This window comes from Mangrovibacter sp. MFB070 (assembly GCF_000705335.1).
GTDB lineage: Bacteria > Pseudomonadota > Gammaproteobacteria > Enterobacterales > Enterobacteriaceae > Mangrovibacter > Mangrovibacter plantisponsor.
In genome coordinates, this window is the sequence record NZ_JJMI01000025.1 from 195,177 (window position 1) to 221,922 (window position 26,746).

General features: G+C 50.4%; 25 protein-coding genes. 15 read left to right on the forward strand and 10 right to left on the reverse strand.

Annotation, left to right across the window (positions count from 1 at the left end):
• The first annotated feature begins 3 nt into the window (after window positions 1–3).
• The 6 genes from rlpA to lipA all read left to right on the forward strand — a co-directional run bounded on the left by rlpA (window position 4) and on the right by lipA (window position 6,064).
• Window positions 4–1,218 carry an endolytic peptidoglycan transglycosylase RlpA gene (rlpA, locus tag DT73_RS13105; RefSeq protein ID WP_036109536.1) on the forward strand — a complete coding sequence of 405 codons (1,215 nt, stop codon included), beginning with the start codon at window positions 4–6 and terminating at the stop codon, window positions 1,216–1,218.
• 138 nt (window positions 1,219–1,356) lie between these two features.
• Window positions 1,357–2,568 carry a D-alanyl-D-alanine carboxypeptidase DacA gene (gene dacA, locus DT73_RS13110; RefSeq protein ID WP_036109539.1) on the forward strand — a complete coding sequence of 404 codons (1,212 nt, stop codon included), beginning with the start codon at window positions 1,357–1,359 and terminating at the stop codon, window positions 2,566–2,568.
• A gap of 101 nt (window positions 2,569–2,669) precedes the next feature.
• Window positions 2,670–2,933, forward strand: a complete 264-nt coding sequence (gene ybeD / locus DT73_RS13115; protein WP_036109542.1) for a DUF493 family protein YbeD — start codon at window positions 2,670–2,672, stop codon at window positions 2,931–2,933.
• Between the two features lie 56 nt (window positions 2,934–2,989).
• The gene (lipB, locus tag DT73_RS13120) at window positions 2,990–3,676 is read left to right on the forward strand and encodes a lipoyl(octanoyl) transferase LipB (RefSeq protein WP_369792613.1); all 687 of its coding nucleotides are present in this window, start codon (window positions 2,990–2,992) and stop codon (window positions 3,674–3,676) included.
• Between the two features lie 260 nt (window positions 3,677–3,936).
• On the forward strand, window positions 3,937–4,914 hold the full coding sequence (locus DT73_RS13125; RefSeq protein WP_036109549.1) for a YbeF family transcriptional regulator: 978 nt from the start codon (window positions 3,937–3,939) through the stop codon (window positions 4,912–4,914).
• A gap of 184 nt (window positions 4,915–5,098) precedes the next feature.
• Window positions 5,099–6,064: a lipoyl synthase gene (gene lipA, locus DT73_RS13130; RefSeq protein ID WP_036109550.1), complete on the forward strand. Its 966-nt coding sequence runs from the start codon at window positions 5,099–5,101 to the stop codon at window positions 6,062–6,064.
• 120 nt (window positions 6,065–6,184) lie between these two features.
• Here lipA and tatE read toward each other — a convergent pair whose 3' ends face one another.
• Window positions 6,185–6,400 carry a twin-arginine translocase subunit TatE gene (tatE, locus tag DT73_RS13135; RefSeq protein ID WP_036109553.1) on the reverse strand — a complete coding sequence of 72 codons (216 nt, stop codon included), beginning with the start codon at window positions 6,398–6,400 and terminating at the stop codon, window positions 6,185–6,187.
• A 143-nt stretch (window positions 6,401–6,543) separates the two neighbouring features.
• Window positions 6,544–7,338: a deaminated glutathione amidase gene (locus tag DT73_RS13140; RefSeq protein WP_036109556.1), complete on the reverse strand. Its 795-nt coding sequence runs from the start codon at window positions 7,336–7,338 to the stop codon at window positions 6,544–6,546.
• 74 nt (window positions 7,339–7,412) lie between these two features.
• Between DT73_RS13140 and crcB the strand changes: the two genes are divergently transcribed.
• Entirely contained in the window at window positions 7,413–7,814 is a 402-nt protein-coding gene (crcB, locus tag DT73_RS13145; protein ID WP_036109559.1) for a fluoride efflux transporter CrcB, read from the forward strand.
• 295 nt (window positions 7,815–8,109) lie between these two features.
• Here crcB and cspE read toward each other — a convergent pair whose 3' ends face one another.
• Both cspE and pagP read right to left on the reverse strand, forming a co-directional pair.
• A complete protein-coding gene (gene cspE / locus DT73_RS13150; RefSeq protein ID WP_002439184.1) occupies window positions 8,110–8,319 on the reverse strand; it encodes a transcription antiterminator/RNA stability regulator CspE in 210 nt (69 codons plus the stop codon).
• Window positions 8,320–8,502: 183 nt separating this feature from the next.
• On the reverse strand, window positions 8,503–9,072 hold the full coding sequence (gene pagP / locus DT73_RS13155) for a lipid IV(A) palmitoyltransferase PagP (protein ID WP_036110703.1): 570 nt from the start codon (window positions 9,070–9,072) through the stop codon (window positions 8,503–8,505).
• Window positions 9,073–9,762: 690 nt separating this feature from the next.
• Between pagP and dcuC the strand changes: the two genes are divergently transcribed.
• The 3 genes from dcuC (at window position 9,763) to DT73_RS13170 (ending at window position 14,012) form a co-directional block, all read left to right on the forward strand.
• Complete coding sequence (dcuC, locus tag DT73_RS13160) at window positions 9,763–11,139, forward strand: anaerobic C4-dicarboxylate transporter DcuC (protein ID WP_036109565.1); 1,377 nt, start codon at window positions 9,763–9,765, stop codon at window positions 11,137–11,139.
• Between the two features lie 229 nt (window positions 11,140–11,368).
• Complete coding sequence (locus DT73_RS13165; RefSeq protein WP_036109567.1) at window positions 11,369–12,175, forward strand: ribonuclease I; 807 nt, start codon at window positions 11,369–11,371, stop codon at window positions 12,173–12,175.
• A 460-nt stretch (window positions 12,176–12,635) separates the two neighbouring features.
• Window positions 12,636–14,012, forward strand: a complete 1,377-nt coding sequence (locus DT73_RS13170) for a GntP family permease (protein ID WP_036109576.1) — start codon at window positions 12,636–12,638, stop codon at window positions 14,010–14,012.
• Between the two features lie 111 nt (window positions 14,013–14,123).
• Here DT73_RS13170 and ahpF read toward each other — a convergent pair whose 3' ends face one another.
• Together ahpF and ahpC are read right to left on the reverse strand one after the other, a co-directional pair.
• On the reverse strand, window positions 14,124–15,689 hold the full coding sequence (ahpF, locus tag DT73_RS13175) for an alkyl hydroperoxide reductase subunit F (RefSeq protein WP_036109578.1): 1,566 nt from the start codon (window positions 15,687–15,689) through the stop codon (window positions 14,124–14,126).
• Window positions 15,690–15,819: 130 nt separating this feature from the next.
• Window positions 15,820–16,383, reverse strand: coding sequence for an alkyl hydroperoxide reductase subunit C (gene ahpC, locus DT73_RS13180; RefSeq protein WP_036109581.1), 564 nt, complete (start codon window positions 16,381–16,383; stop codon window positions 15,820–15,822).
• 845 nt (window positions 16,384–17,228) lie between these two features.
• On the opposite strand from ahpC, the gene DT73_RS13185 reads away from it, so the two are divergent.
• Window positions 17,229–18,647 carry a sugar porter family MFS transporter gene (locus tag DT73_RS13185; protein ID WP_036109585.1) on the forward strand — a complete coding sequence of 473 codons (1,419 nt, stop codon included), beginning with the start codon at window positions 17,229–17,231 and terminating at the stop codon, window positions 18,645–18,647.
• A gap of 69 nt (window positions 18,648–18,716) precedes the next feature.
• On the opposite strand, the gene DT73_RS13190 is transcribed toward DT73_RS13185, so the two are convergent.
• Window positions 18,717–19,880: a pyridoxal phosphate-dependent aminotransferase gene (locus tag DT73_RS13190; RefSeq protein ID WP_036109587.1), complete on the reverse strand. Its 1,164-nt coding sequence runs from the start codon at window positions 19,878–19,880 to the stop codon at window positions 18,717–18,719.
• A gap of 141 nt (window positions 19,881–20,021) precedes the next feature.
• On the opposite strand from DT73_RS13190, the gene DT73_RS13195 reads away from it, so the two are divergent.
• Genes DT73_RS13195 through DT73_RS13205 form a run of 3 tightly spaced genes read left to right on the forward strand, consistent with a single transcriptional unit; the run spans window position 20,022 to window position 21,861 of the window.
• Window positions 20,022–20,636 (forward strand): methylthioribulose 1-phosphate dehydratase, encoded by a 615-nt coding sequence (locus DT73_RS13195; RefSeq protein WP_036109591.1) that lies wholly within the window; start codon window positions 20,022–20,024, stop codon window positions 20,634–20,636.
• Window positions 20,633–21,313 (forward strand): acireductone synthase, encoded by a 681-nt coding sequence (gene mtnC, locus DT73_RS13200; RefSeq protein ID WP_036109594.1) that lies wholly within the window; start codon window positions 20,633–20,635, stop codon window positions 21,311–21,313. The genes DT73_RS13195 and mtnC overlap by 4 nt, the downstream gene beginning before the upstream one ends.
• Window positions 21,314–21,318: 5 nt before the next feature.
• Window positions 21,319–21,861, forward strand: coding sequence for an acireductone dioxygenase (locus tag DT73_RS13205; protein ID WP_036109597.1), 543 nt, complete (start codon window positions 21,319–21,321; stop codon window positions 21,859–21,861).
• Between the two features lie 46 nt (window positions 21,862–21,907).
• Here DT73_RS13205 and mtnA read toward each other — a convergent pair whose 3' ends face one another.
• Entirely contained in the window at window positions 21,908–22,933 is a 1,026-nt protein-coding gene (gene mtnA, locus DT73_RS13210) for an S-methyl-5-thioribose-1-phosphate isomerase (protein ID WP_036109599.1), read from the reverse strand.
• Between the two features lie 117 nt (window positions 22,934–23,050).
• Here mtnA and mtnK point away from each other — a divergent pair, with 117 nt between their 5' ends.
• A complete protein-coding gene (gene mtnK, locus DT73_RS13215; RefSeq protein WP_036109603.1) occupies window positions 23,051–24,250 on the forward strand; it encodes an S-methyl-5-thioribose kinase in 1,200 nt (399 codons plus the stop codon).
• A 146-nt stretch (window positions 24,251–24,396) separates the two neighbouring features.
• On the opposite strand, the gene DT73_RS13220 is transcribed toward mtnK, so the two are convergent.
• Window positions 24,397–25,635 carry an LVIVD repeat-containing protein gene (locus DT73_RS13220; protein WP_036109606.1) on the reverse strand — a complete coding sequence of 413 codons (1,239 nt, stop codon included), beginning with the start codon at window positions 25,633–25,635 and terminating at the stop codon, window positions 24,397–24,399.
• An 11-nt stretch (window positions 25,636–25,646) separates the two neighbouring features.
• Window positions 25,647–26,717 (reverse strand): sugar ABC transporter substrate-binding protein, encoded by a 1,071-nt coding sequence (locus DT73_RS13225; protein WP_036109609.1) that lies wholly within the window; start codon window positions 26,715–26,717, stop codon window positions 25,647–25,649.
• Window positions 26,718–26,746: the final 29 nt, after the last annotated feature.

Consider the following 26,746-nt stretch of genomic DNA (forward strand, 5'->3'; position numbering starts at 1 on the left):
GTGATGCGCAAGCAATGGCCTGGAGTTTGTGTTGCCGCACTTTTACTGGCGGCCTGTAGTGGGGAGCAACAGCAGGCAGGTGTTGAACAAGTGCCCGCCACACCAGTATGTAATGGACCAACCGTTGAGGTATCTGGCGCCGAACCGCACTATGAAACCCCATCGGCTACAGCGAACCAAAACTACCAACGGGATGGCCGGACTTTTACCATTGTCCAGGACCCATCGCGCTTCAGTCAAAGCGGGCTTGCTGCTATTTATGATGCCGAACCAAACAGTAACCTCACGGCATCCGGGGAAGTGTTCGACCCAACGCAGCTTACTGCAGCACACCCGACACTGCCAATCCCGAGTTACGCGCGGATTACCAACCTTGCCAATGGCAGAATGTTGATTGTTAAGATCAATGATCGTGGCCCTTACGATGACGGGCGGGTTGTCGCGGTATCTCGTGCCGCTGCCGACCGCCTGAATATGTCCAATAATACCCGCGTGCGTATCGACCCGATTCTGGTCGCCCAGGATGGCACAATGTCTGGCCCGGGTATGGCGTGCATTACTGTTGCCAAACAAACTTACGCCCTGCCCGCCCGCCCGGACCTCAACTCCGGGTTAGGTAGTGCATCTTCAGCTGTTCCTGCGGCACAACCGCAAAACGGCGACGTGCAGGCTATCAGTAACAGTACTCTCCAGCCGCAGAATACCAGTACACCAGCACAAAGCGGTGGTTTTCTGGCTCCGGCAGCATCACAGGCAACCACAGACACAGGCGTTACATCTGGCAGCGCAGCTACTGCTGCCGGAGCCACTGCCACCTCACAAATGGTGACACCACCGGATCAAACACCGGCAGCCAGCACTTCGGCCACAACCGAACAACCTGCGCCAGCACCGGTTAACCCGGCCCTTGGCCTGCACAGTGATCCTGTCACTGCGCCGGGTTCCATTCAGGGGAGTGTCGCCGGGCGTAGCGCCACGGTGGCAAGCGGGGGTTATGTTGTCCAGGTGGGCGCAGTAAGTGATGCCGGGCGTGCACAACAGTGGCAGCAAAAACTGAGCCAGCAATTTAGTGTTCCCGGTCTGGTAACGCAAAATGGCGCCATCTGGCGAGTACAACTGGGGCCATTTAGCAGCCGCAGCCAGGCAATCAGCCTGCAGCAACGCCTGCTTAACGAAGCGCAACAGCAGTCATTTATTACCGCTGCGCCAGCTCAATAAGTTCTGCTGGCACCAGCTTTGTCAGTTTGCGTAAATAACATTAACAAACTCATGCGCAAAGTCTGGTGCCAGGTAAAAAACCATTTGTTATAGTAAGTCACTTTTTCTAATTCCATCACGGATGTTGCTGTTCTGACCATGAATACCACTTTCTCCGCTAATGCTGTAAAGCGTATTGCCTTTGGGGCTGCGTTAACACTGGCCGCTACTGGGTTAGCCAGGGCTGATGACCTGAACATCAAAACGATGATTCCTGGCGTACCGCAAATCGACGCTGAGTCATACATTCTTATTGATTACAACTCAGGCAAAGTACTTGCCGAACAAAATGCTGACGAGCGCCGCGACCCGGCGAGTCTGACCAAAATGATGACCAGCTATGTTATTGGTCAGGCAATGAAAGCGGGTAAGTTCGATGAAAGCGCTGTAGTGACTATCGGGAAAGACGCCTGGGCAACAGGTAACCCGGTATTCAGAGGTTCATCGCTGATGTTTCTCAAACCCGGTATGCAGGTGCCGGTTTCTCAGTTGATTCGCGGGATTAACCTGCAGTCCGGGAACGACGCCTGCGTGGCGATGGCGGATTTCGTTGCGGGTAGTCAGGATGCCTTCGTTGGCCTGATGAACAGCTACGTAAATGCACTGGGTATGAAAAACACCCATTTCCAGACAGTCCATGGTCTGGATGCCGATGGCCAGTACAGCTCAGCACGTGATATGGCGTTACTGGGCCAGGCGCTGATTCGTGATGTTCCAAACGAATACTCCGTCTATAAAGAAAAAGAATTCACCTTTAATGGCATTCGCCAGATGAACCGTAATGGTTTGCTGTGGGATAAAAGCCTGAACGTGGATGGCATCAAAACCGGCCATACTGACAAAGCAGGTTATAACCTGGTTGCTTCAGCCACTGATGGCAATATGCGTCTTATCTCCGCAGTTATGGGCGGGCGGACATTCAAAGGCCGCGAAGTGGAAAGCAAAAAACTGCTGACCTGGGGCTTCCGTTTCTTTGAATCCGTTAACCCGATTAAAGCAGGTAAAGAATTCGCTTCTGAACCCGTATGGTTTGGTGACAGCGACCGCGCATCACTGGGTGTGGATAAAGACGTTTGGCTGACCATTCCTCGTGGCCGGATGAAAGATCTGAAAGCCAGTTATGTGCTGAACAACACGGAATTACATGCGCCACTGCAAAAAAATCAGGTAGTGGGTACCATTAACTTCCAGTTGGACGGTAAAACAATTGATCAGCGCCCACTGGTTGTCCTGAATGAAATTCAGGAAGGCAACTTCTTTGGCCGGATGATTGATTACATCAAACTGATGTTCCACCACTGGTTTGGTTAAAAACCGCACACTTGAAAGTGTGACGGCTGCCCCCATATACTATGTAACACTGGAACTCCCGCTCAGGCGGGAGTTCGTTTTTTATTTTTGCTGGAGCTGACATGAAAACCAAACTGAATGAACTCCTTGAGTTCCCCTGCCCCTTTACCTACAAAGTAATGGGTCTGGCTCAACCTGAACTGGTGGACAGGGTTGTTGAGGTTGTACAGCGTCATGCGCCTGGTGACTACACACCTCAAATCAAACCCAGCAGTAAAGGTAACTACCATTCCGTATCCATCACTATTACGGCAACTCATGTTGAACAGGTAGAAACGCTTTACGAAGAACTGGGCAAAATTGAAATTGTCCGTATGGTTCTGTAACCGACACGTTGTTCCCCGCCACCCGGCCTGAAGGCCGGGTATTTGTTGGTTCCGCTATGCTATACTGTCCGCCTGTATTCCTGACTCCGGAAACATCTGTCTTGTCTCAAGATACCATTCTAATCCGCCATCTTGGCCTGCAGCCTTATGAACCTGTGTCACTCGCCATGCATCAGTTTACTGATACTCGTGATGAAACTACCCCCGATGAAATTTGGCTGGTAGAGCACAACCCAGTGTTTACTCAGGGCCAGGCAGGTAAAGCTGAGCACCTGTTAGCCACAGGTGATATTCCCGTTATTCAGAGCGACCGTGGCGGCCAGGTCACTTATCATGGCCCGGGCCAACAAGTGATGTATGTACTGCTCAACCTCAAACGCCGTAAACTGGGTGTGCGTGAACTGGTAACGGTACTGGAACAATGTGTAGTCAATACCCTTGCAACCCTGGATATCGAAGCCCATGCCCGGCCCGATGCACCGGGCGTTTATGTCGGTGAAGATAAAATCTGTTCTCTTGGGCTGCGTATTCGCAAAGGGTGTTCATTTCACGGCCTGGCGCTGAACATCAATATGGATCTCACCCCTTTTTTACGCATTAACCCCTGTGGCTATGCCGGGATGAAAATGACCCAGGTCAACCAGTTTCGCCCAGGCGCGCAAGTAGCAGATATTCAACCCATACTGTTGGATAATTTTTTGCGTTTGCTGGGTAACCCGCCGATTTCTGTAGCCAGCAAATAATCAGAAAAACCGAAACAAGAATGATTTTGTTTCGGTTTATTAGATTATTTAATTGAATTTTATCCTTCGCTATTTTTTTGCTTAATCGTCACTTTACGTCTACCTTTTATTCATGTTGTGCAAGCACTTAGCACAACAGCAAACTTATATAAAAAGTGCTTTGCCGTTTTGTCTTTCAAAACGGCGGTGTTTCCTTGTGCCCAAAATAGACGACGCATTTTTCAGCAAACAGACAACACATTCTAAAAATGGGAGAAAGAATGAATAATACTGGCAAGGATAATAATTTACTTTCCCGTTCAAATAGTGCCCGCCTGAGTGGTTTCCAGGCACTGCGCACTATTGATCTTAACTTATTGACGGTATTTGAAGCAGTTTACATTCACAAAGGCATTGTCAACGCAGCAAGGGCGTTGAATCTCACCCCTTCCGCCATCAGTCAGTCCATTCAAAAACTGCGAAATGTTTTTCCTGACCCGTTGTTTGTGCGTAATGGGCAGGGGATCATGCCCACCAGTTATGCCGCCCACCTGCACGAATATATCAGCCAGGGGCTTTCATCCATACTGGGCGCACTGGAGTTCAACGAAGTCAGTAATGCACAACGCACCATTACAATTGCGACCCACCCTTCCGTTGGGGCGCTGGTAATGCCAACAATTTATAAAGCGATTCACCGCCGTTGCCCCAATATCAACATTAATAATGTCCCTATTTCTCAGGCAGAAACGCAGTTAAGCCAGCTTCAGGCAGACATGGTGATAGATACCCGCCGGCCGGTAATGAGCAAAATAGGCAGTTTTCGCTTGTTTGAAGAACGAGTGGTGATAGTTTGCCGCAGTGACCACCCGGCATTAACCGACGAGGTATCATTAGATATTCTGAACCAACAGCAGCAAACCATGCTGGTGTTGCAGGATGATATCTTGCCAGACGTGCGTAATGTGGTTGAGCAGACATTCCCCGACCGGCAAATAACCTTCAGTAGTTACAATGTCCTCACACTGGCAGCCATGCTGGCGAACAGTGATCTGGTTGGTTTTATGTCTTCCGGGTTGTACCACATGTTCCGGGATAACTGGAATCTGCGAGAAATTGAGTGTGAAGGCTTTGCCGGAGGTAAATTCGAAACGCATCTGTTTTATAACAAACTCAGCCAGCATGACGAGGTGTTACGCAACTGCATGGAAACGATTCAGGGTGCATTTGTGCAAAAACACGGTGAAGCGATACTCTGACCGACAAACGCACAAAATAACAACTTATTTACACTAAAATCACGTTTTGCGTGCCCGGCAGGCTGCTTTCACAACAATATAAATGTTATACTGCCTGCCATTAATTCAAAAATAGTTGATAAATACAACATTTGATTGAATTGAAACGTTTTCACTCGATATCCGCAACTGGAATACGCACGCTATGAGTAAACCCATTGTCATGGAACGCGGTGTTAAATACCGGGATGCCGACAAAATGGCGCTAATCCCGGTGAAAAACGTCGCCACTGAACGCCAGGAGCTGTTAAGAAAGCCGGAGTGGATGAAAATCAAACTCCCGGCGGACTCCACCCGTATTCAGGGTATCAAAGCTGCCATGCGTAAAAATGGCCTTCACTCTGTTTGTGAAGAAGCATCCTGCCCTAACCTTGCCGAGTGCTTCAACCACGGCACGGCAACCTTTATGATCCTCGGTGCAATTTGTACCCGTCGCTGCCCATTCTGTGACGTTGCCCATGGCCGCCCGGTTGCACCAGATGCCGGTGAAGCAGAAAAACTGGCGCGCACAATTGCCGATATGGGTCTGCGTTATGTGGTTGTCACTTCAGTTGACCGTGACGACCTGCGTGACGGTGGTGCTCAACACTTTGCTGATTGCATTGCAGCCATTCGCCGTGAAAGCCCGAATATAAAAATTGAAACACTGGTTCCCGATTTTCGTGGAAGAATGGACCGTGCGCTGGAAATTCTCACTGCCACTCCACCAGATGTTTTCAACCATAATCTGGAAAACGTTCCCCGCCTGTACCGCCAGGTACGCCCGGGTGCTGATTACAACTGGTCACTGAAATTACTCGAACGCTTCAAAGAAGCACATCCGGAAATTCCGACCAAATCAGGCCTGATGGTTGGTCTGGGTGAAACCAATGAAGAAATCATCGAGGTTATGCGTGACCTGCGCCGCCATGGTGTAACGATGCTTACTCTGGGGCAATATCTGCAGCCAAGCCGCCATCATCTGCCGGTTCAGCGTTATGTCACCCCGGAAGAGTTTGATGAAATGAAAGCTGAAGCACTGGCAATGGGCTTTACCCACGCAGCTTGTGGCCCATTTGTGCGCTCGTCTTATCATGCTGATTTGCAGGCGCGTGGCGAAGAAGTGAAATAAACCTGAGCCACCAGGCTTACAGCATAAAAAAACCGGCTTTGCCGGTTTTTTTATATGTTTTGTAACCTCATCAGAAATAGCTGCCCCTGCACAGGCCAGTCATTTCACAGACTCACAAGATTACTCTTTGTTGTTCAGGCGCTCGCGCGTTTCTTGCGCGTCATTTTTTTCGCCAGAGATAATCGCCTGGTTATTATCGTCTTCACTCATGGCTTTCTTGAACCCTTTCACCGCAGAGCCCAGGTCGCTTCCCAGGGTACGTAACTTCTTCGTACCGAAAAGCAACACGATCAATGCCCCTACAACCAGCAATTTAGTAATACTAATCTCACCCATACTTACCTTCTTAAGCTTCAGCCATACTCGCCTGTAAAGCACTATACCCCACCACAGTGCATTACCTACATAGCCCTGTGCTATTAACGGTTATTAACGCCGCGTATACAAAATAATTCTGTAACAAAGTGAATCAAACACACTCAGTTGTTACCCAGCACCGGAGGCAAAAAACGCCGGTTTGCCAGCACCGGCAACCGGGCGCGAACCTGCTCCACACGCTCCAGAGTAATTTCACTGGCAATCAACCCCGGTTGATTGCTGGCACTGGCAAGCACATTGCCCATAGGATCAATAATCTGGCTCATGCCAATATTCTTCTCTCCACACTCGCCACTTGCCACAATATAACAGGTGGTATCAAGAGCCCGCGCCGCCAGTAATGTTTGCCAGTGGTGCACTTTATTTTCACCCTTTAGCCATGCAGCTGGCACCACCAGAACATGTGCGCCAGCCAGTGCAAGGCTCATGGCCTGCTCAGGGAAACGTATATCATAGCAGGTCATCACCCCCACCATCAGGTCGCCAACGGCAATCAATGGCGTAAGAGCCTGCCCCGGGCTGACAAACCTGGACTCCTGAACATTAAATGCATCATACAGATGTAATTTATCATAGCGCGCAGTCACCTGCCCACGGTGCAAAGCAAGCAAGGAATTTGTCACCCGTCCGGCGGCGTCAGGTATGTGCATGGTAAACACCAGTGTCAGGTCACAATTTTCTGTGAGCTGGCACATTCCCTGAATAAATGGTCCGTCAAGGGTTTGTCCGTGCCGCACGGAATAACCCGGGTCGGAGTTATCCCTTGCCTGAATAGCTTCTGGCAATACCAGTAAATTGGCGTGTTTCTCAATAGCCTCACTGACTAACAAACGGCATTGAGCTAAATTACTCTGCCAGTCTGGCATAACGGCAAACTGCCCGGCTGCAACATTCATACAAACACTCCCCGACACATTGCGTGAATCAACACTACCCCATAGCCAGCTTGCGCGGTAGACTTTCTGCTTTAATGATTAATGAGATATACCTTATGCAGATGTTATTTGCGGTATTTATTGGTGGCGGCCTTGGGAGTATTTGTCGCTGGTTGATTAGCCAACGCCTGAATCCCCTTCATCACGCCATCCCAATGGGTACGCTTTCAGCTAACTTACTTGGTGCTTTTATTATTGGTATTGCGCTGGCAAGTTTTAGCCGCCTGACCAACCTCGACCCCATGTGGAAGCTATTAATTACCACAGGTTTTTGTGGTGGTTTGACTACGTTCTCAACATTTTCATCAGAAGTGGTGTTTTTACTTCAGGACGGGCGCCCGGCCTGGGCCGCGACTAATGTCGTGGTTAACCTGGCAGGTTCGCTCATTATGACCGGGCTCGCATTTTGGCTGGTTTCAGTACTGGCAGCACGATAATTTTGGTTACCAAACAGGTGCGTTAATGTAGGCTTCATCTTTCTCTGCCAGTATCTGCCTGAATCAATCACACAGACATGGGCACCATAATGAAAGAAAGCCTGGTAAACATCAGTACACTATTGTTAAGCGCACTTATTGTCGGTTGCTTTTTAAAACTCTACTTGTTCAGTTGAAAATAAACTTTAGCCGCACCCGGCGTAACCGGGTTGCCGGGCTGGTGTGGTAAAACGCCAGATTTTGAACAAAAAAAACCCGCCTGAAGGCGGGTTTTGTCGTTCTCAGCCAGACGTTATTACAGAGCAATTACGTTAGCAGCAGAAGGGCCTTTGGCACCGTTAGTGATTTCGAACTCTACACGCTGACCTTCAGCCAGAGTTTTGAAACCATTGCTCTGGATTGCAGAGAAGTGTACGAACACGTCTTTGCTGCCATCTTCCGGAGTAATGAAACCGAATCCTTTGGACTCATTAAACCACTTAACGTTACCTTTAATCTTAGACATCAAAATTACCTTTTATGAAAAAACGACACAAATACCGTGTCGGTGTCCAGTACATCAATTGTGGTGCCGTTTGTCCAGTTGATATTTACTAAAAAGTGATAAAAATCGCTTTCTTTTTGCTTTCTGGACGATAACCCTTTGCTTTTTCGTACAATGGGCACGAAAAAAATTTCGCAGCAGCTATCAGAACTGGAAGCGTAACCAGGCAAAATAGACGTTACCATTGTTATAAGTTCCCGGGATGTACGTCATCTGGAATGTTGCCGGGCCGTAGCCAACAGACGCCATAGGCAACACCACAGGAATCGGGATATAGTTCCAGTTATCTCGCGCTGTTACGCCCAGGGTATAACCCAACCCCACATGGAAACGTGAATCTGCGCTGACTGGCCGCCAGGTAGCCTCCCAGCCATACCCACCAATAGGCTCCCATTTGTTAAATGAGTCTTTAAACGCCATTAAATACAAACCGTGCCAGTTACCCTTTTCATCCCAGCGAGAAACACCAAACCCGGCCCCCCAGGGGCGCTCATTGTATTTATCTGTTTTTTCTTTATCGTAGGCAAAACGCGCATGCCAGGTAATTGCCGGGACATACAAATCGTAGTGCTGAGGTTCGCGCCAGGTTTCAGCAATGTTCCCTGTCAGGGTGCTGAACCACCCACCGTCACTGCCACCATCATTTGCCTGCACCTGCGATGAAAACAGGCAGGGTGCCAATAAACCACATACTACGAGTAAATGCTTAATCATCTTGATCACTTTATCGCCACCAAATACTTTCCAAACAAGCACAGATTACTGGTGCTTTTATTAATAGAACCTGAACAAAGAATCGAAAAAATTATTTTTTTAAAAAGCAAGATTCACAATTCCGAAAAAACGCCTCACATTTTCTGAGCCAATGAGTATTGAGGCCACAGCATGCCCCGCATCACAAGCCAGGCCTGGCGTACCTTGCGAGTGCTACATTGCTCCAATAAACTATTAATCGCCATTCTGATGAATACAATGGAATATATAAACTGAATACTCCTTGTTTGCGGGCCATCATAACATGCCATTTTACGCGCAGTTTATAACACAGAAAAATCCTGGTTATTTTTATTATTGAATAACAAATACCAGTAACCGTTATTAATTCTTTTTTAGCCACCATGGTTTTCCAGTAAATAGATACCAACAAAAAACCCCAGGCCAGTGCATGACAAACTGGCAACATTTACAACCATTCAGCCAGCACAGCAGAGCCAGAAAAGCGCAAAATATCAGATTTTATTGCTGCTTTATTGATTTTTGTCAGCAAAAAAAGTGGAATGATTAGGCACATTCCTCTGCGTTACTTACATAATTTACACTGTGTTACTAAGCGTCACGGTTCTGCCTCATAGCCATGCTATGCCATGAACCAACGTGCGCGTTTAGCCACAAACAGGGGAAACTATGCTCACTCTTTTTGAACTTGCCGTTGGCATTCTGGTCATTGTCGGCGTTGCCCGTTACATCATCAAAGGCTACTCCGCTACCGGCGTGTTGTTTGTCGGCGGCCTGGTGTTACTTATCATCAGTGCCATCATGGGTCACCGTATTCTGCCTGCCAGTGAAACAGGCACTGGTTTTCTCAGCGTCGATATCGTGGAATACATCAAAATTTTGTTGATGAGCCGCGGTGGCGATCTGGGCATGATGATCATGGTGCTGTGCGGTTTTGCAGCATATATGACGCATATTGGCGCCAATGACATGGTGGTAAAGCTGGCATCCAAACCACTGCAATTCATCAACTCGCCTTATTTACTGATGGTTGCAGCTTATTTTGTCGCCTGCCTGATGTCACTGGCGGTCTCCTCCGCAACCGGGCTTGGCGTGTTGTTAATGGCAACGCTGTTCCCGGTGATGGTCAATGTCGGTATCAGCCGTGGTGCCGCTGCCGCAATTTGTGCCTCTCCTGCCGCCATCATTTTGTCACCCACGTCTGGCGATGTAGTGCTTGCTGCCAAAGCGTCAGAAATGGAACTGGTCAATTTTGCGTTTAAAACCACGCTGCCTGTTTCTATTGCGGCAATTATCTGCATGGCCATTGCGCATTTTTTCTGGCAGCGCTTTCTTGATAAAAAAGAAAACATTGCCAGCGAGCAACTGGATGTCAAAGAAATTGACACCAAAGCCCCGTCTTTCTACGCGATTCTGCCCTTCACCCCCATCATTGGGGTATTAATTTTTGACGGTAAATGGGGCCCCAGCCTGCACATCATCACCATCCTGGTCATTTGCATGCTGTTGTCCGCCATCATCGAATTTTTGCGCAGCTTCAATACCAAAACGGTTTTTGCCGGGCTGGATGTGGCCTGGCGAGGCATGGCCGACGCCTTTGCCAATGTGGTTATGCTGTTAGTAGCCGCCGGGTTATTTGCGCAAGGGCTAAGTACTATTGGGTTTATCCAGAGTCTGATATCCATAGCGACATCCTTTGGTTCCGGCAGCATTATTCTGATGCTGGTGCTGGTGGTTCTGACTATGTTAGCGGCGATGACGACAGGCTCCGGTAATGCCCCATTCTACGCATTTGTTGAGCTGATTCCTCGCCTGGCACACCAGTCAGGCATTAATCCGGCATATTTAACCATTCCGATGCTTCAGGCATCTAACCTGGGGAGAACCATTTCTCCCGTATCAGGCGTGGTGGTTGCCGTTGCCGGTATGGCGAAAATATCCCCTTTTGAAGTTGTAAAACGCACATCTGTACCTGTGCTGGTTGGCCTGATAGTGGTCATTGTCGCAACCGAAATTCTGGTTCCTGCAACCGTGGTAGCGCCTTAATTCGCACTGCCCCCGAAAGGGGGCTCAGATTGATGAAAAAGAAGGAAAAAGCGTGGTTTTTCCTTCTTTTTAGTTAGCGGGCGAAAATCAATAAATTGATTTTCCTGGTTTTTTATTGGGTGACATCCTCTCGTTCTGTGCGAACATGATATTTGTCATCAGACTCAGCCCCCGAAAAGGGCTACACTGTAGCGCTAAACACAACTGCAACACATTCAATGATTACCCCATGATTATCCGTACAATAACCGGCTGTTTTCTTGCCACACTGTTATCTGTTTCCGTACCGGGCTATAGCGCTCCATTACAGGCACAGCGCTATAGTGATTTTGACCACTATGTGCTGGCACTCTCATGGCAGCCCGGATTTTGCGAAACAATGCACCAAAACCAGCGTGTATTACCCAGCGAGTGCCAGAACCAGCAAGAACAGGCAGACAAAACACAGTTTCTGACAATTCACGGATTATGGCCGGATCTGCCACGCAGTATTGCCCGGCAAGGGGTGGACAGGCAGCGTTGGATGCGCTTTGGTTGTGCAACCCGCCCGGCACCCAATATGCCGGAAGCCAGGGCCAGCAGAAAATGTTCAGCACCCGATACGGGCATTTCCCCTTCACTTGCCGAACAACTGGTCAAACAGATGCCAGGCGCTGGCGGAAGCTCCTGCCTTGAGCGCTATGAATATGCAAAACACGGTGTCTGTTTTGGTTTTGCACCTGACGACTATTTTGGCGCAATGCTGCGCCTTAACAGTGAAATCCGTCATAGCGCGCCGGGTGCTTTTCTTGCCAGCCATTATGGTGAAACCGTTTCACGTGCTGCGCTTAACCAGGCAATCAGCAAGGCTTACGGCGAGAAAAGCGTAAAAGCATTTCGTTTTATGTGCCACGGCAACCCGGCATGGCTGACAGAAATCCAAATCGCTATTCGGGCGGGCAGCATTAACGAACCTTTATCACCAGCCAGTTTTTCCCCCGGAGCGCACCCCGGGAACTGCCCGGCACAATTCCGCCTGGATACGGCTGGCTTCTGACACATGTTGATGCCCGTTATTTCATCAACGGGCCTCTCCTGCCCTTGCTATGGTCATGCCACAGGAATAATTACGCGCCTGCTTAAGCTGTTTTCTCACAACCTAATACCTCTGCAGGCAGTAACCTTCCCTGTTTTTGCCACAATTTAATTTCATTCACTCCCATGAAAAGCTTCATTTATTCTTCATTCCTCGGTCACCACTGGATATAACGCTATAATTAACATAAGAATTACATTTGCCAATCAATGCGCTAACAAAGCTATTTTTTAAAAACAAGTGAGTAGATCAACAAAGCACGTATTTATGTCTAATGCTTGATACATATCTCAAAATATTAATAAACATGTCAGGAAGGCTTTAAGAGTGGTAAATGTTACCAGTATCATGTTACCGGTATCAGCACGGAACGAAGGGTCTTTCTTTTCGTACTACGCTCAAGTTTCATAGGGGTTATTCCATGACAGAATTAACACACGCATATGGTGCAGGCACCCTTCTGGGTATTGCTGCAGCTTCAGTTGTTGTCCTTTTAATACTCATTATGCGTTTTCGGGTACATGCATTTTTGGCCCTCACCCTGGTCAGTATTCTGGTGGCACTGGCAACCAAAGTGCCCTTCGACAAAGTTGTCCCCACGCTGTTAAGTGGTTTTGGCAGTACGCTGGCGGGTGTTGCCTTGCTGGTGGGACTGGGAGCCATGATTGGCCGCCTGCTGGAAGTATCTGGGGGTGCACAAGTTCTGGCCGACACCCTGATTAACAAGTTTGGCGAAAAGCGCGCACCACTGGCGGTTGGCGTCGCCTCACTGATGTTCGGTTTCCCTATCTTTTTCGATGCAGGCCTGGTCGTGATGCTGCCGATTATTTTCAGCGTGGCAAAACAATTTGGCGGTTCAACACTGAAATATGCGTTCCCTGCTGCCGGGGCTTTCGCTGTAATGCATGCGCTGGTTCCGCCTCACCCGGGCCCGGTTGCCGCCAGTGAATTACTCGGTGCCAATATTGGCCTGCTGGTTATCCTTGGCCTGGTTATTGCCATCCCGACCTGGTATATCGGTGCATATCTGTACGGGCAATATGCTGGCAAAAAATTCGACGTGAAATTGCCGTCATCATTTTTAGGTGATATTGAACGTGACGCATCGCATCAGCCGCCTTCATTTGGCATGGTGATGACGATTCTGATGTTGCCATTGATCCTTATTTTTTTAGACACGGGCCTGAATACCGCAACAGTTATTGGCTGGGTTTCAGCAGACAACACACTGGTGCAAATCTTACGCATGCTGGGTAAAACACCGGTTGCACTCCTGATTACCGTGTTTTTCGCCCTGCAAGTTTTCAGCGGCAGCCGTAGCCGCCAGCACCTGGAAAAAATCTGTGATGGTGCGCTGGGTCCAATTTGCGCCATTGTTCTGGTAACCGGTGCCGGTGGGATGTTCGGTGGTGTACTGCGCGCCAGTGGTATTGGTAATGCGCTGGCCGATGTTCTGGGCAATATCGGGCTGCCAATTATTGTCGCTGCGTTTGTTGTTTCGGCAATTCTGCGCATCGCTCAGGGCTCAGCAACCGTTGCATTAACCACCACTGCGGCACTGGTTGCGCCGATGGTGCAGGCAACTCCGGGGCTCAGCCAGTTCGACCTGTGCTTTATTGTGATTGCCATCGCAGGCGGCGCTACTGTGCTGTCACATGTGAACGACTCAGGCTTCTGGCTGGTTGGCCGTTTCCTTGAAATGGATGAAAAAACCACGCTGAAAACCTGGACTGTGATGGAAACCTTACTGGGAACGATTGCTTTCCTGCTGGCTGCACTGGGTAGTGTTATTCTGTAAACCGGTATGTAAATTATTCCGCGAACTGCCAGGCATTAATTAGGTTATCGTGAAGAGAAAACAAAAAGGCTGCCAATAATGGGCAGCCTTTTTTATTTAATAAACAATCAATTATGCTGTTTTGGTACGAATCAGGTAATCAAACGAGCTCAGAGACGCTTTTGCCCCTTCGCCAGTCGCAATAATTATCTGCTTGTACGGCACGGTGGTGCAGTCGCCCGCAGCGAATACCCCTTTCACATTGGTTTCGCATTTCGCATCAATGATGATTTCACCCATGCGGTTGCGCTCAACAGCCCCTTCCAGCCAGGTGGTATTAGGCAGTAAACCAATCTGCACAAAAATCCCTGCCAGTGACAACTGGTGAACATCACCACTATTACGGTCACGGTATTCAAGGCCGGTCACTTTGGTGCCATCGCCTTTCACTTCAGTGGTTTGCGCATTCAGAATGATATCCACGTTGCTCAGGCTGCGGACTTTATCCTGCAATACCTGGTCGGCTTTCATTTCCGGTGCGAACTCAAGCAAGGTGACATGTTCAACCACACCCGCCAGATCAATCGTCGCTTCAACACCAGAGTTACCGCCACCGATTACGGCAACACGTTTACCTTTAAACAACGGGCCATCACAGTGCGGGCAATAGGTTACGCCGCGAGTACGGTACTGGTCTTCACCAGGTACTCCCATATTGCGCCATTTGGCACCGGTTGCCACAATAATGCTACGAGCTTTCAGTGTTGCACCTGATGCCGTCTGGATCTGATGCAGTCCGCCTTCAACATCTGCCGGAATCAGTTTTGCCGCACTCTGGCTGTCAATCACATCCACATCATAATCATCAACGTGGGATTTAAGCGCGCCTGCCAGTTTTGCGCCTTCGGTTTTCGGCACAGAAATATAGTTTTCGATATCTACTGTATCGAGGATCTGGCCGCCAAAACGCTCACCCATCAACCCGGTGCGGATGCCTTTACGTGCAGAGTAAACAGCTGCTGCTGCACCTGCCGGGCCTGAGCCCACAATCAACACATCATAAGCATCGCGCTTGCTCAGCTCTTCTGCCGTGCGTTTTTCTGCACCGGTGTCCACTTTGGCGACGATTTCTGCCAGGGTCATACGCCCCTGACCAAACTCCTGACCATTCACAAATACCGCAGGAACACCCATGATATTACGGTCAGTGATTTCATTCTGATAGGTACCGCCATCAATCGCAGTATGTTTAATACGCGGATTGAGAATAGCCATTAAATTCAGTGCCTGAACAACATCCGGGCAATTATGGCAAGAGAGCGAATAGTAAGTTTCAAACTCAAAGTCACCGTCGATATCGCGGATCTGCTCAAGCAGAGCCTGCGCTTCTTTTGACGGGTGCCCACCGGTCCACAGCAATGCCAGCACCAGTGAGGTAAATTCGTGTCCCAACGGTGAACCGGCAAAACGCGGCCCTTGTTCACTGCCTGGGTTAGTAATCAGGAACGACGGTTTACGTACATTCCTTGCGTTGTCTTCTTTAACAGAAACTTTGTCAGATAATTGTGCGATTTCTGCCAGAAGCTCCTTGATTTCAGCGGACTGTGCACTGTCGTCCAGTGTAGCAATCAACTCAACAGGTTTAGTCAGACGCTCAAGGTATCCCTTAAGCTGTGTTTTCATGGTTGTGTCGAGCATGTTTATCTCCCTGGCAAGAAATTCGGGTGCCAGGCACCCGAATGCGTTTGATTCATCGCCCGTCAGTTCGGGCGATTTTTTGGCCAGTGCAAGTAACTGTTATGCCACTCGCACCAGTGTGGTTCGGTAATTAGATTTTACCAACCAGGTCCAGAGACGGAGCCAGAGTGGCATCGCCTTCTTTCCATTTAGCCGGGCAAACTTCACCTGGGTGAGTAGCAACGTACTGAGCCGCTTTCACTTTACGCAGCAGGTCAGATGCGTCACGGCCGATGCCTTCAGCAGTAACTTCGATAGCCTGGATGATACCTTCCGGGTCAACAATGAAAGTACCGCGGTCAGCCAGACCTTCAGCTTCGCGCATGTTTTCGAAGTTACGGGTCAGGGTGCCGGTCGGGTCGCCGATCATCGCGTATTTAATTTTAGCGATGGTGTCAGACTCGTCGTGCCATGCTTTGTGAGTGAAGTGGGTATCAGTAGATACAGAATAGATATCAACACCCAGTTTCTGGAATTCTTCGTAGTGGTCAGCTACGTCGCCCAGTTCAGTCGGACATACGAAGGTAAAGTCAGCCGGGTAGAAGAAGAACACGCTCCAGCGGCCTTCAACATTTTTTTCGGTAACTTCGATGAATTCACCGTTTTTAAATGCCTGGTTTTTAAAAGGTTTGATTTTGGTATTAATTAAGGACATCTATACTTCCTCCGTGTTATCGACGGGATATAAAGTAACGAATATTCGTCACTTCAGCCAATGCGTTTACGTTATCAAATCAATAAGCAATACCTACTATTCATGCTTATTGTTGCAACTTGACGTATGAACCGCCATACCAGCAGCCACACTCCGGGTACCTTAAAACAAAAAGGCCACCCGGAAGGCGGCCCGAGACTGAAATACCACTCAGTACTTCAGTGCCATAGCTGGCGTAAATGTTGCCACCCATTTTTCAGGCGTAACAACTTACGATTACACCACCTGGTTCGCTGGCGGACAATGCCTCCGGCCTTACATCCTGCCTATGGCTGTGATTGGTTTTACATATCAAACAAGCCGAGGCTCCTTTTCTCCGACATAACTCTGTCTCTGCATAACAGTGACGGCGTTGCCGGGCATGCACTACATGCTCACCACTGAGCCTGTATAGTGTAGACGTAAATAACCATACATAAAACAAGGAAAATAAATCAAGAACGCGCTCACCATCCAGGTATTGTCTGTGGCAGTTACATGCAGAAAGTTTTCGTCAACACAGTATGTAACCGCTGAACAATAAAACACCAAAAACAAGAATTATCCATATTCACAAACACTAAAAACATGCCATCACCGTTCCAAAAAGGTGAGTAAAATCGCGACATACCTTACACACCGGCAATATTTCGTGATGTAACGCCTATTTTCATTATGGAACGCACGTCACAAAACCACATGTAGCAGCATAATAATCCATATCACCGGCGGTTTAAGCCAGACGCAAACAAACGGAAATACCGTACCGTAGCCTCATAAAAACAACCCTATGCTGGAGTTACACTATGTCTTATGTCAGCGAAACAGGCGATATACTGTCCATCCAGGCACAAAAAGCACGCCGGATGAATCTGTTTGTCTCGATCTCAGCAGCCGTAGCCGGTTTGCTGTTTGGTCTGGATATCGGTGTTATATCGGGTGCTCTGCCTTTTATTACTCATCACTTCACATTATCCAGCCAGGCACAGGAATGGGTTGTCAGCAGCATGATGCTCGGTGCTGCGCTGGGGGCGCTCTTTAATGGCTGGTTATCTTTCCGTTTAGGCCGCAAATACAGCCTGATGGCGGGTGCGATTCTGTTTATTCTCGGGTCACTGGGCTCGGCCATGTCCACCAACCTGGAAATCCTCCTGATGTCCCGTGTGGTGCTGGGGGTTGCAGTTGGCATTGCGTCCTACACCGCGCCACTGTACCTGTCTGAAATGGCATCTGAGAACGTGCGTGGCAAAATGATCAGCATGTACCAGTTAATGGTCACACTGGGTATTTTGCTGGCGTTCTTATCAGATACCGCACTGAGTTACAGCGGTAACTGGCGCGCCATGCTGGGTGTTCTGGCACTGCCCGCTCTCGCATTACTGGTCATGGTAGTGTTTCTGCCCAACAGCCCACGCTGGCTTGCGGCAAAAGGCCAACACAGCCAGGCAGAAAAAGTGCTGCGTATGCTGCGTGATTCCTCAGAAAAAGCCCGTGAAGAACTGAACGAAATCCGCGAAAGCCTGAAAGTGAAACAAGGTGGCTGGGCTCTGTTTAAAAGCAACCACAATGTACGCCGTGCAGTGTTCCTTGGGATGTTGTTGCAGGCTATGCAGCAATTTACCGGGATGAACATCATCATGTATTACGCGCCCAAAATCTTCCAGATGGCGGGGTTCACCAGTACCGAACAACAAATGATTGCCACTGTTGTTGTCGGGTTGACCTTTATGCTTGCCACATTTATTGCCGTGTTCACGGTAGATAAATCAGGGCGCAAACCGGCACTGAAAATCGGTTTTACGGTGATGGCGCTGGGGACACTGATTCTGGGCTACTGCCTGATGCAGGTAGAAAGTGGCCACAGCTCTGGTGCGCTGTCCTGGCTGTCAGTGGGTATGACCATGATGTGCATCGCGGGTTATGCCATGAGTGCTGCGCCGGTAGTGTGGATCCTGTGTTCTGAAATTCAGCCGCTGAAATGCCGTGACTTTGGTGTGACCTGCTCCACCACCACCAACTGGGTTTCCAATATGATTATTGGGGCGACCTTCCTGACACTGCTCGACAGCATTGGGGCTGCAGGTACGTTCTGGCTGTATACCGCACTGAACGTTCTGTTCATCATTGTCACCTTTGTGCTGATTCCGGAAACCAAAAACGTCACACTGGAACATATTGAACGTAATCTGATGACCGGGAAAAAACTGCGCGATATCGGCCAGTAATAACCCGCTCATAAAAAACCTGGCGCTGTTACCGGCGCCAGGTTTTTTATATTACTACTACTGAGACAATCAGAGTTTCACCAACCGTTCTGCCGCTGCATCCAGCGTTGCTTCCTGCTTGGCAAAACACAGGCGAATCAGTTTATGAGGGAACGGATCCGCACAGAATACTGACAACGGTATTGCCGCAACACCATGTTCAGTGGTTAACCAGCGGCAAAAGCTCACATCATCCATATCAGAGATGGCACTGTAGTCCGCCAGTAAGAAATAGGTTCCGCTGCAAGGTAAAACTTCCAGGCGGCTGGCAGATAATGCCTGCACAAAACGGTCACGTTTCGCCTGGTAAAACGCGGGCAGTGCGCGGTAATGCTCAGGTTCAGCCTCCAGCATATCAGCAAGAGCCAGCTGTGCCGGGGTATTCACCGAAAAGGTCAGGTACTGGTGAATCTTACGGATCTCCGCACTGATGGCAGCAGGAGCCACGCAGTAGCCCACTTTCCAGCCTGTCATATGGTAAGTTTTACCAAATGACGAAACTGCCACAGCGCGCTCACGCAGTGCTTCATGAGCCAGTACGCTGGCATGGCCGTCAGGTGCAAAACAGATGTGCTCATACACTTCATCGCTCAGCACATAGATTTCCTGGTCCGCAATGGCCTGCCATAACTGGGCAAAATCGCTCTGCTGCCACACGGTTGCGGTGGGGTTATGGGGCGTATTCAGGATAACCATGCGGGTTTTCGGCGTAAGCATGTTTTTGAATGCGGCCCAGTCCACCCGGAAATGCGGCGGCTGCAACGCCAGGCGCTTCACCACGCCACCTGCCAGCTCAATGGCCGGAGCATAGCTGTCGTAACTTGGGTCAAAGCAAATCACTTCGTCCCCGGTGCGCACTAATGCAGTAATGGCTGCATACAGGGCTTCTGTTGCCCCGGCGGTCACAGTGATTTCACTGTTGGCGTCGGGCTGCCAGCCATACAACTCAGCGGTTTTGCGGGAAATCGCCTCACGCAATGGCTGAGCACCCGTCATCGGCGCATACTGGTTCGCGCCCCTGGCGACATGCCATGCAAGGCGTTCCTGTAAATAACGCGGCCCGTCAAAGTCAGGAAAACCTTGAGACAGGTTAATGGCGTTATGCTGCTGTGCCAGAGCGCTCATCTGCGTGAAAATAGTGGTGCCTAAGGATGGCAGTTTACTCTCTGGAATCAAAGGGTTACTACTATTCATTCTCTCCCCTTCCCGGTATTTTGTTGTGATGCGTGTGTTGCTGCCACTATAACACGATGTTAATATTTGGCAATCAAGACGCTTAGACGTCCAAATAATAACGTAATGCCAGAATTCACACTGCGCATAATAAGGAATGTAATGACACAACAACTGCAACTGGCTGAATTAGTCGCGGCCTGCCGCTGGCTTGGTGCCAAAGGCTGGGCTCCTGCAACTGGCGGCAACATGTCTGTGCGCCAGGACACCCAATGGTGCTGGCTTAGTGAATCCGGTAAAGATAAAGGCAGCCTGACAGAAAGCGATTTTTTGCAGGTCAGCATTGCCGACAATACAGCGCCTTCCGGGCGTACACCTTCTGCGGAAACCGGGCTGCATACCCTTATTTACCGCCTGTTTCCTGAAGCTCAGGCGGTTCTCCATGTTCATACTGTCAACGCAACTGTGTTATCCCGCCTGGTTAAAGGCAACCGCCTGACACTTCAGGGCTACGAAATGCAAAAATCCCTGCGCGGCCAGTCATCGCACCTGGATGCCCTGCAGATCCCGGTATTTGATAACGACCAGGATATCAGTGCGCTGGCGCAACGAATCCACTCGGGCACCAGCAAAGAAGACCTGCAATGGGGGTTTCTGCTGCGTGGACATGGTCTGACCTGCTGGGGAAGAAATGTTGAAGAAGCCCGCCGCCACCTGGAAGGGCTGGAATTCTTATTTGAATGCGAAATACTGCGCCGCCGCCTGGAGGTATTATGATTAAGGCCATCGTGACGGATATAGAAGGCACAACCAGCGATATCCGCTTTGTGCATAATGTGTTGTTCCCCTATGCACGCCAGCATCTTGCCTCGTTTATTGCCAGCCATGGGCAACAACCCGCGGTTGCTGCTGAACTGGATGCCGTGCGCAGTGAAATCGGCCTGCCGCAAGCCACTACCCGCGAAGTTGTCAGCGCACTTCTGGCCTTTATGGATGAAGACCGCAAATCAACCCCGCTCAAAGCATTGCAGGGCATGATTTGGCAAACCGGTTATCAGCAGGGCGATTTTACCGGCCACCTCTACCCGGATGTGCTGCCAGCGCTGGAAAAATGGCAGGCTTCAGGTATCGCGTTATATGTCTATTCCTCAGGTTCAGTCGCCGCGCAGAAACTGTTGTTTGGTTACAGTGACGCTGGTGATATCACGCCGTTGTTCAGTGGGTATTTCGACACCCACGTTGGCCACAAGCGGGAAACCGCTTCTTACCAGGCTATCGCCCGTGAAACGGGTTTTGCACCAGGTGAATTACTGTTTTTATCGGATATACACCAGGAGCTGGATGCCGCACGCGAAGCGGGCTGGCAAACAGTACAACTGATTCGAGGCCCGGCAGATAACGCCAGCCAACATTCCCAGGTCGGCGATTTCAGCGCCATTAACCCCGAGGCATAATCACAATGAGCACGCTTACCATTTATTCCGAAACCGATGCCAGCCAGCCGCTTTGGCACAGCCAGGACGCAGAGGCTATCCGTGAACAACTGAATGCCGCCGGTGTGCGTTTTGAACGCTGGGAAGCCAACCAGCCACTGGGAGATGAACCGACACCGGAAACAGTGCTGACAGCCTACCAGCACGAAATTGAAAAGTTGGTTGCCGAGAAAAACTACCAAAGCTGGGATGTTATCAGCATGCGCGCCAGTCACCCGGAGAAAACGGCGCTGCGGGAAAAATTTCTCTCTGAGCATACTCATGGCGAAGACGAAGTCCGTTTCTTCGTTGAAGGAGCGGGTTTATTCTGCCTGCACCTGAATGGCAAGGTTTACCAGGTCTTGTGTGAAAAAAATGATTTAATTTCTGTTCCCGCAGGCACACCGCACTGGTTCGATATGGGTTCACAACCCAATTTCACCGCCATTCGTATTTTTGATAACCCGGAAGGCTGGGTAGCAAAATTTACCGGCGACCCGATTGCCGATACTTACCCGCGCATTGACTGAATCCTGCACGCGGCCAGGCTGACTGGTTACCTGGCCGCACCACGCTTCAGGCCTGAGCTTTAAACACCCCGTCGCGCACCTGCTCCGGGGTAATCACACCACTGTCCAGTACCCAGCCACTAATCAGCTCTGCCGGTGTTACATCAAACGCCGGGTTGTACACCTGAGCATTCTCTGGCGCCCACTGCACCGCGCCAAAACTCCCTGCCACACCGGTTACTTCCGCGGCTGCACGCTGTTCAATGGGAATGGCCGCGCCATTTGGGCAGGATGAATCCAGCGTGGTAACCGGTGCCGCAACATAAAACGGAATACCGTGGTATTTTGCCAGCACCGCCAGGCTATAAGTGCCAATTTTATTCGCCACATCGCCATTGGCAGCAATGCGATCTGCCCCTACCCAGATGGCATCCACCTCACCTTTTGCCATCAGGCTGGCCGCCATGGAATCACAAATTAGTTGGTATGGGATATTCAGCTCACCCAGTTCCCAGGCGGTTAAGCGCCCACCCTGCAACAGCGGGCGCGTTTCATCCACCCAAACCTGCTGCACATTGCCTGCGAGAAATGCTTTGTGAATCACCCCAAGCGCAGTACCACAACCCGCTGTCGCCAGCCCACCGGTATTGCAGTGGGTTAACAGGCGGCTGTCTGGGGTAACTAACTGGCTACCGGCAATGGCAATCGCCTCGCACAGTTGCTTATCTTCTTCCACCAGCCGCCAGGCTTCATTAACCATGGCACTCACCCAGTCACTCTGGTTCAGCGCCTGCTTCATCCGGTCGAGGTTATTCATCAGGTTTACAGCGGTTGGGCGGGAAGCGCGTAAGGTTTCCAGCGCCACACTCAGGCTTTTTTGTTCTTCACCGTGTTCCGCCAGCAAAGCCAGCAACAGGCTGGCAGATAAACCAATCAGTGGCGCACCACGCACCCGTAAAGCATGAATATGGCCCACCAGTAAATCAACAGAGCTGGCATCCAGCCAGTTTGATTGTTGCGGCAATGCCTGCTGGTCGAGGATCCACAGTTGATTATCTGCAATGCGCAAACTGGTGGTCTGGAGATTATTCATTTTAGTTAAATCCTTGTTGCGTTGATGTGTTCTATTGTGTCAGGATGGAAAGCGGATGTATAGACGTCTGAACGGCTTATTAACCAGAATTCGAGAATTGATAAGGAAAGAAGTCACATGTCGCACTACCGCACTTTTACTGCCGATGATGCAGTTGCCTGGGCCAAACAACATGGTGGGCTGGCAAACCCGGAAAAGCTTACCCATGCTGAAGAAGTGGGCGATGGTAACCTTAATCTGGTGTTTAAGGTGTTCGACAACGAAGGAATAAGCCGCATTATTGTTAAACAGGCGTTACCTTATGTGCGCTGTGTGGGGGAATCCTGGCCGTTAACCCTGGACCGTGCCCGCCTGGAGGCAGAAACCCTTATTGCCCATTACCAGCACTGCCCGCAGCACACGGTCAATATTCTGCACTTTGACCAGCCACTGGCAGTGATGGTGATGGAAGATTTATCCAGTTACCGTATCTGGCGCGGCGAACTGATTCGCGGTGAGTATTACCCGCAGGCCGCCAGCCAGTTAGGTGAATACCTGGCGCAGGTTCTGTTCCACACTTCCGATTTTTACCTGCACCCGCACCAGAAAAAAGCTGAAGTTGCCCGGTTTATTAACCCGGAAATGTGCGAAATCACTGAAGATTTGTTTTTTAACGACCCGTACTGCCAGCATGAACGCAACAATTACCCCGCCGCGCTGGAAAGCGACGTTGCTGCCCTGCGTGAAGACAGCGACCTGAAACTGGCTGTGAGCGCCCTTAAACACCGCTTTTTCTCCCATGCGGAAGCCCTGCTGCACGGTGACATCCACAGTGGTTCTATTTTTGTCGCTGAAGGCCGCCTCAAAGCCATTGATGCCGAATTTGGTTTCTTTGGCCCCGCAGGCTTCGACCCTGGCACAGCGATTGGCAACCTGTTGCTCAATTACTGTGGATTACCCGGTTTGCTCCCACTGCGTGAAGCCGCTGATGCCCGCGAGCAACGCCTGGCGGATATCAGCGAGTTATGGCACACCTTTACGGAACGCTTCCAGACACTGGCGCGCGAGAAAACCCGTGACCAGGCACTGGGTTGCCCCGGGTACACCAGCCAGTTCCTGAAAAAAGTGTGGCACGATGCAATTGGCTATGCCGGCACCGAATTAATTCGCCGCACCGTGGGGTTATCTCATGTGGCAGATATCGACACCATCACCGATGACGCCATGCGCCTTGCCTGCCAGCGCCAGGCGCTGGCACTGGGTAAGGCGTTGATTCTGATTGCAGATAAAATTGACAACGTGGAAGAGTTTATCGCACGGGTGCGCCAGTATAGCTGAGCCTGCTAATGGGGCAGAGAGCCACTTACAAATGGTTCTCTGCCCCTGTAATACAAACAGCCCCGTTAACCAGCACCTGCCCGCACTATGCCTTATGCACCTCAGTGAACATCACACCAGGCTGTAGCAACAATGGTGTACGGTACTCAGCCCAGGTACTCGATAATTGACAGCCCGCCGTTGTAATCAGTGCTGTAGATAATCCCCTGCGCATCCACAAACACATCACACGACTGAATAACCTGAGGCCTTCCCGGGCGGGTATCCATCATTGTTTTGGGTGCGGCAGGAACCAGTGCGCCAGTTTCTACCGGACGATACGGGTTGCTGATATCAACAGCACGTACCCCGGCATTCTGCCAGGTGGCAAAAATCAGTGTCTCACTGACAAAGCTCCCCGGGCGGTTTTCATGCAGATTATGTGGGCCAAAATGTGCGCCCTTCGCAACATAATCCCGTTCATCCGGCACCGGGAATGTGGAAATACTCACCGGATTTGCCGGTTCACGGATATCAAACAGCCAGATAAATTTCTCGCCATCCTGCTGGTCGTCTAACACGGCTTCGTCCAGCACCACCAGCAAATCCCGCCCCGGAAGCGGCAGGGCTGTATGGGTCCCGCCACCATAGGGCGGGCTCCAGTTCCGGTGGCTGATAAGTGAGGGAGCGGCCCGGTCGCTGACATCCAGCAAAGTCAGCCCGCCATCACGCCAACTACCGTAAGCCGTGTCACCATGGATAATCGCGTGGTGCAGTGCATAACGTTTCCCTTCCGGCCAGCCAGGTTGTTCGCCCGCCGCTTCGTTCATACCTGGCATCCACCAGCGCCCGGCAACTTCAGGCTTGCGTGGGTCTGCCAGGTCAATCGTCAGGAAGATATAGTCGGTGTAGCCATCCAGCAATGCTGAAACATATGCCCAGCGCCCGCCGGTATACCAGATGCGGTGCACACCAATGCCATCCAGCGCAAGGAAGCTGATTTCACGCGGGTTTTCCGGCTGGGAGATATCAAAAATACGTACCCCGGCAGACCAGTCCCGGCCAGAGACTGTTTTAACCGTTTCCCCCACCTGACGGGTGTAATACACCCGCTCGTCGGCAAACCGGCTGTCGGCAAACAAGTCACGGGCATTAATCACCAGCAACAGGTCATCATGTGCCTGCAAATGGACATTCCAGGTACCAGGAGGTGCCGGAACATAACGCACCGTGCGCGGGTTTTTCGCATCGCGCACATCAACAATGGAAAACCCCTGCGACACCATATGGCCAATATAGGCATAACCACGGTGCACCATAACCTGCACACCGTCTGGTCTGCCGCCCTGGTCACTGTGGCCTATCAGCCGCATGTTGCGGCTATATTCGGGTTCCGGCAACGACATCCCTGCCCTCCTTATTTTTGCTGTTTCGCTTCAAGCGTGGCGAACCACGGCGCGATAAAGTCCTGAGACTGGCCCCAGCCTGGAATAATTTTGCTCAGAGATGCCATGTTCACATTACCCGGCTGGCTTGCCAGTAGTGCCTGAGGAATTGCCGCAGCTTTAAAATCGTAGGTAGCCGGTGTTGGCTCGCCAGCAATTTTGTTTGCAATCAGGCGAACATTCATGGCACCAATCAGCTTTGGATCAACAGCAACCGTTACTTTCCACGGGCTGTTTGCCTCGCGCATCAGTTGCAAGTCCTGGTTAGAAGCATCAATGCTGTACAGTTTGATTTCAGTGCGGCCATTCTCTTCCAGCGCTTTATAAGCGCCCTGGCTGAACGCATCCCAGGTCCCCCAGATTGCGTCAATTTTCCCTTTCGGGTATTTCGCCAGCACCGCGCCCACTTTATTGGCTGTATCACCCTGCACATCGGAAGACACTGCACCAATAGATTCCAGTTCATGAACGCCTGGGTTGTCTTTGAGCATTTTTTCGTATTCAGCCTGGCGGCGCTCCATGGGCGGGAAGCCGGCAACCCACAGTTTGATGATATTGGCTTTGCCGTTAAAGTCTTTCACCAGTTGGCCGAAGGAGAGACGAGTCAGTGAAGCATCATCCTGCTGAGTAACAGTTACGCCCGGAATATCGCCGTTTACTGCTGTATCAAAGACCGACACTTTGATCCCGCTATCCACAATACGTTTTACCAGTGTTGTGGAGTACGGGTCACGGCCCTGAGACAGAATAATCCCGTCGTATTTCTGGCTAATGGCCTGGTTTACAAAATCCTGAAAGCGCGCATCATCGCCATTGGTTAAAAATACACTCACTTTAAACCCCAGTTTCTTGCCCTGCTGAATGGCACCGGCAAGAAACTGCGAAGTATTATCATCCGAGCCCAGGTTACGAATCACGGCGATTCTTATTGGCCCGTTATGGTCTGCGATTGCCGCGGGTACTGGCGCAAGCGTGGCAGCAAAACTGGTGGCTGTACCGGCCAGCAACCCCAGGGCAATTAGCGAGCACTTCAGCATTTTCATTATTGTCTGTTTCCTGTCTGTTTTAGATG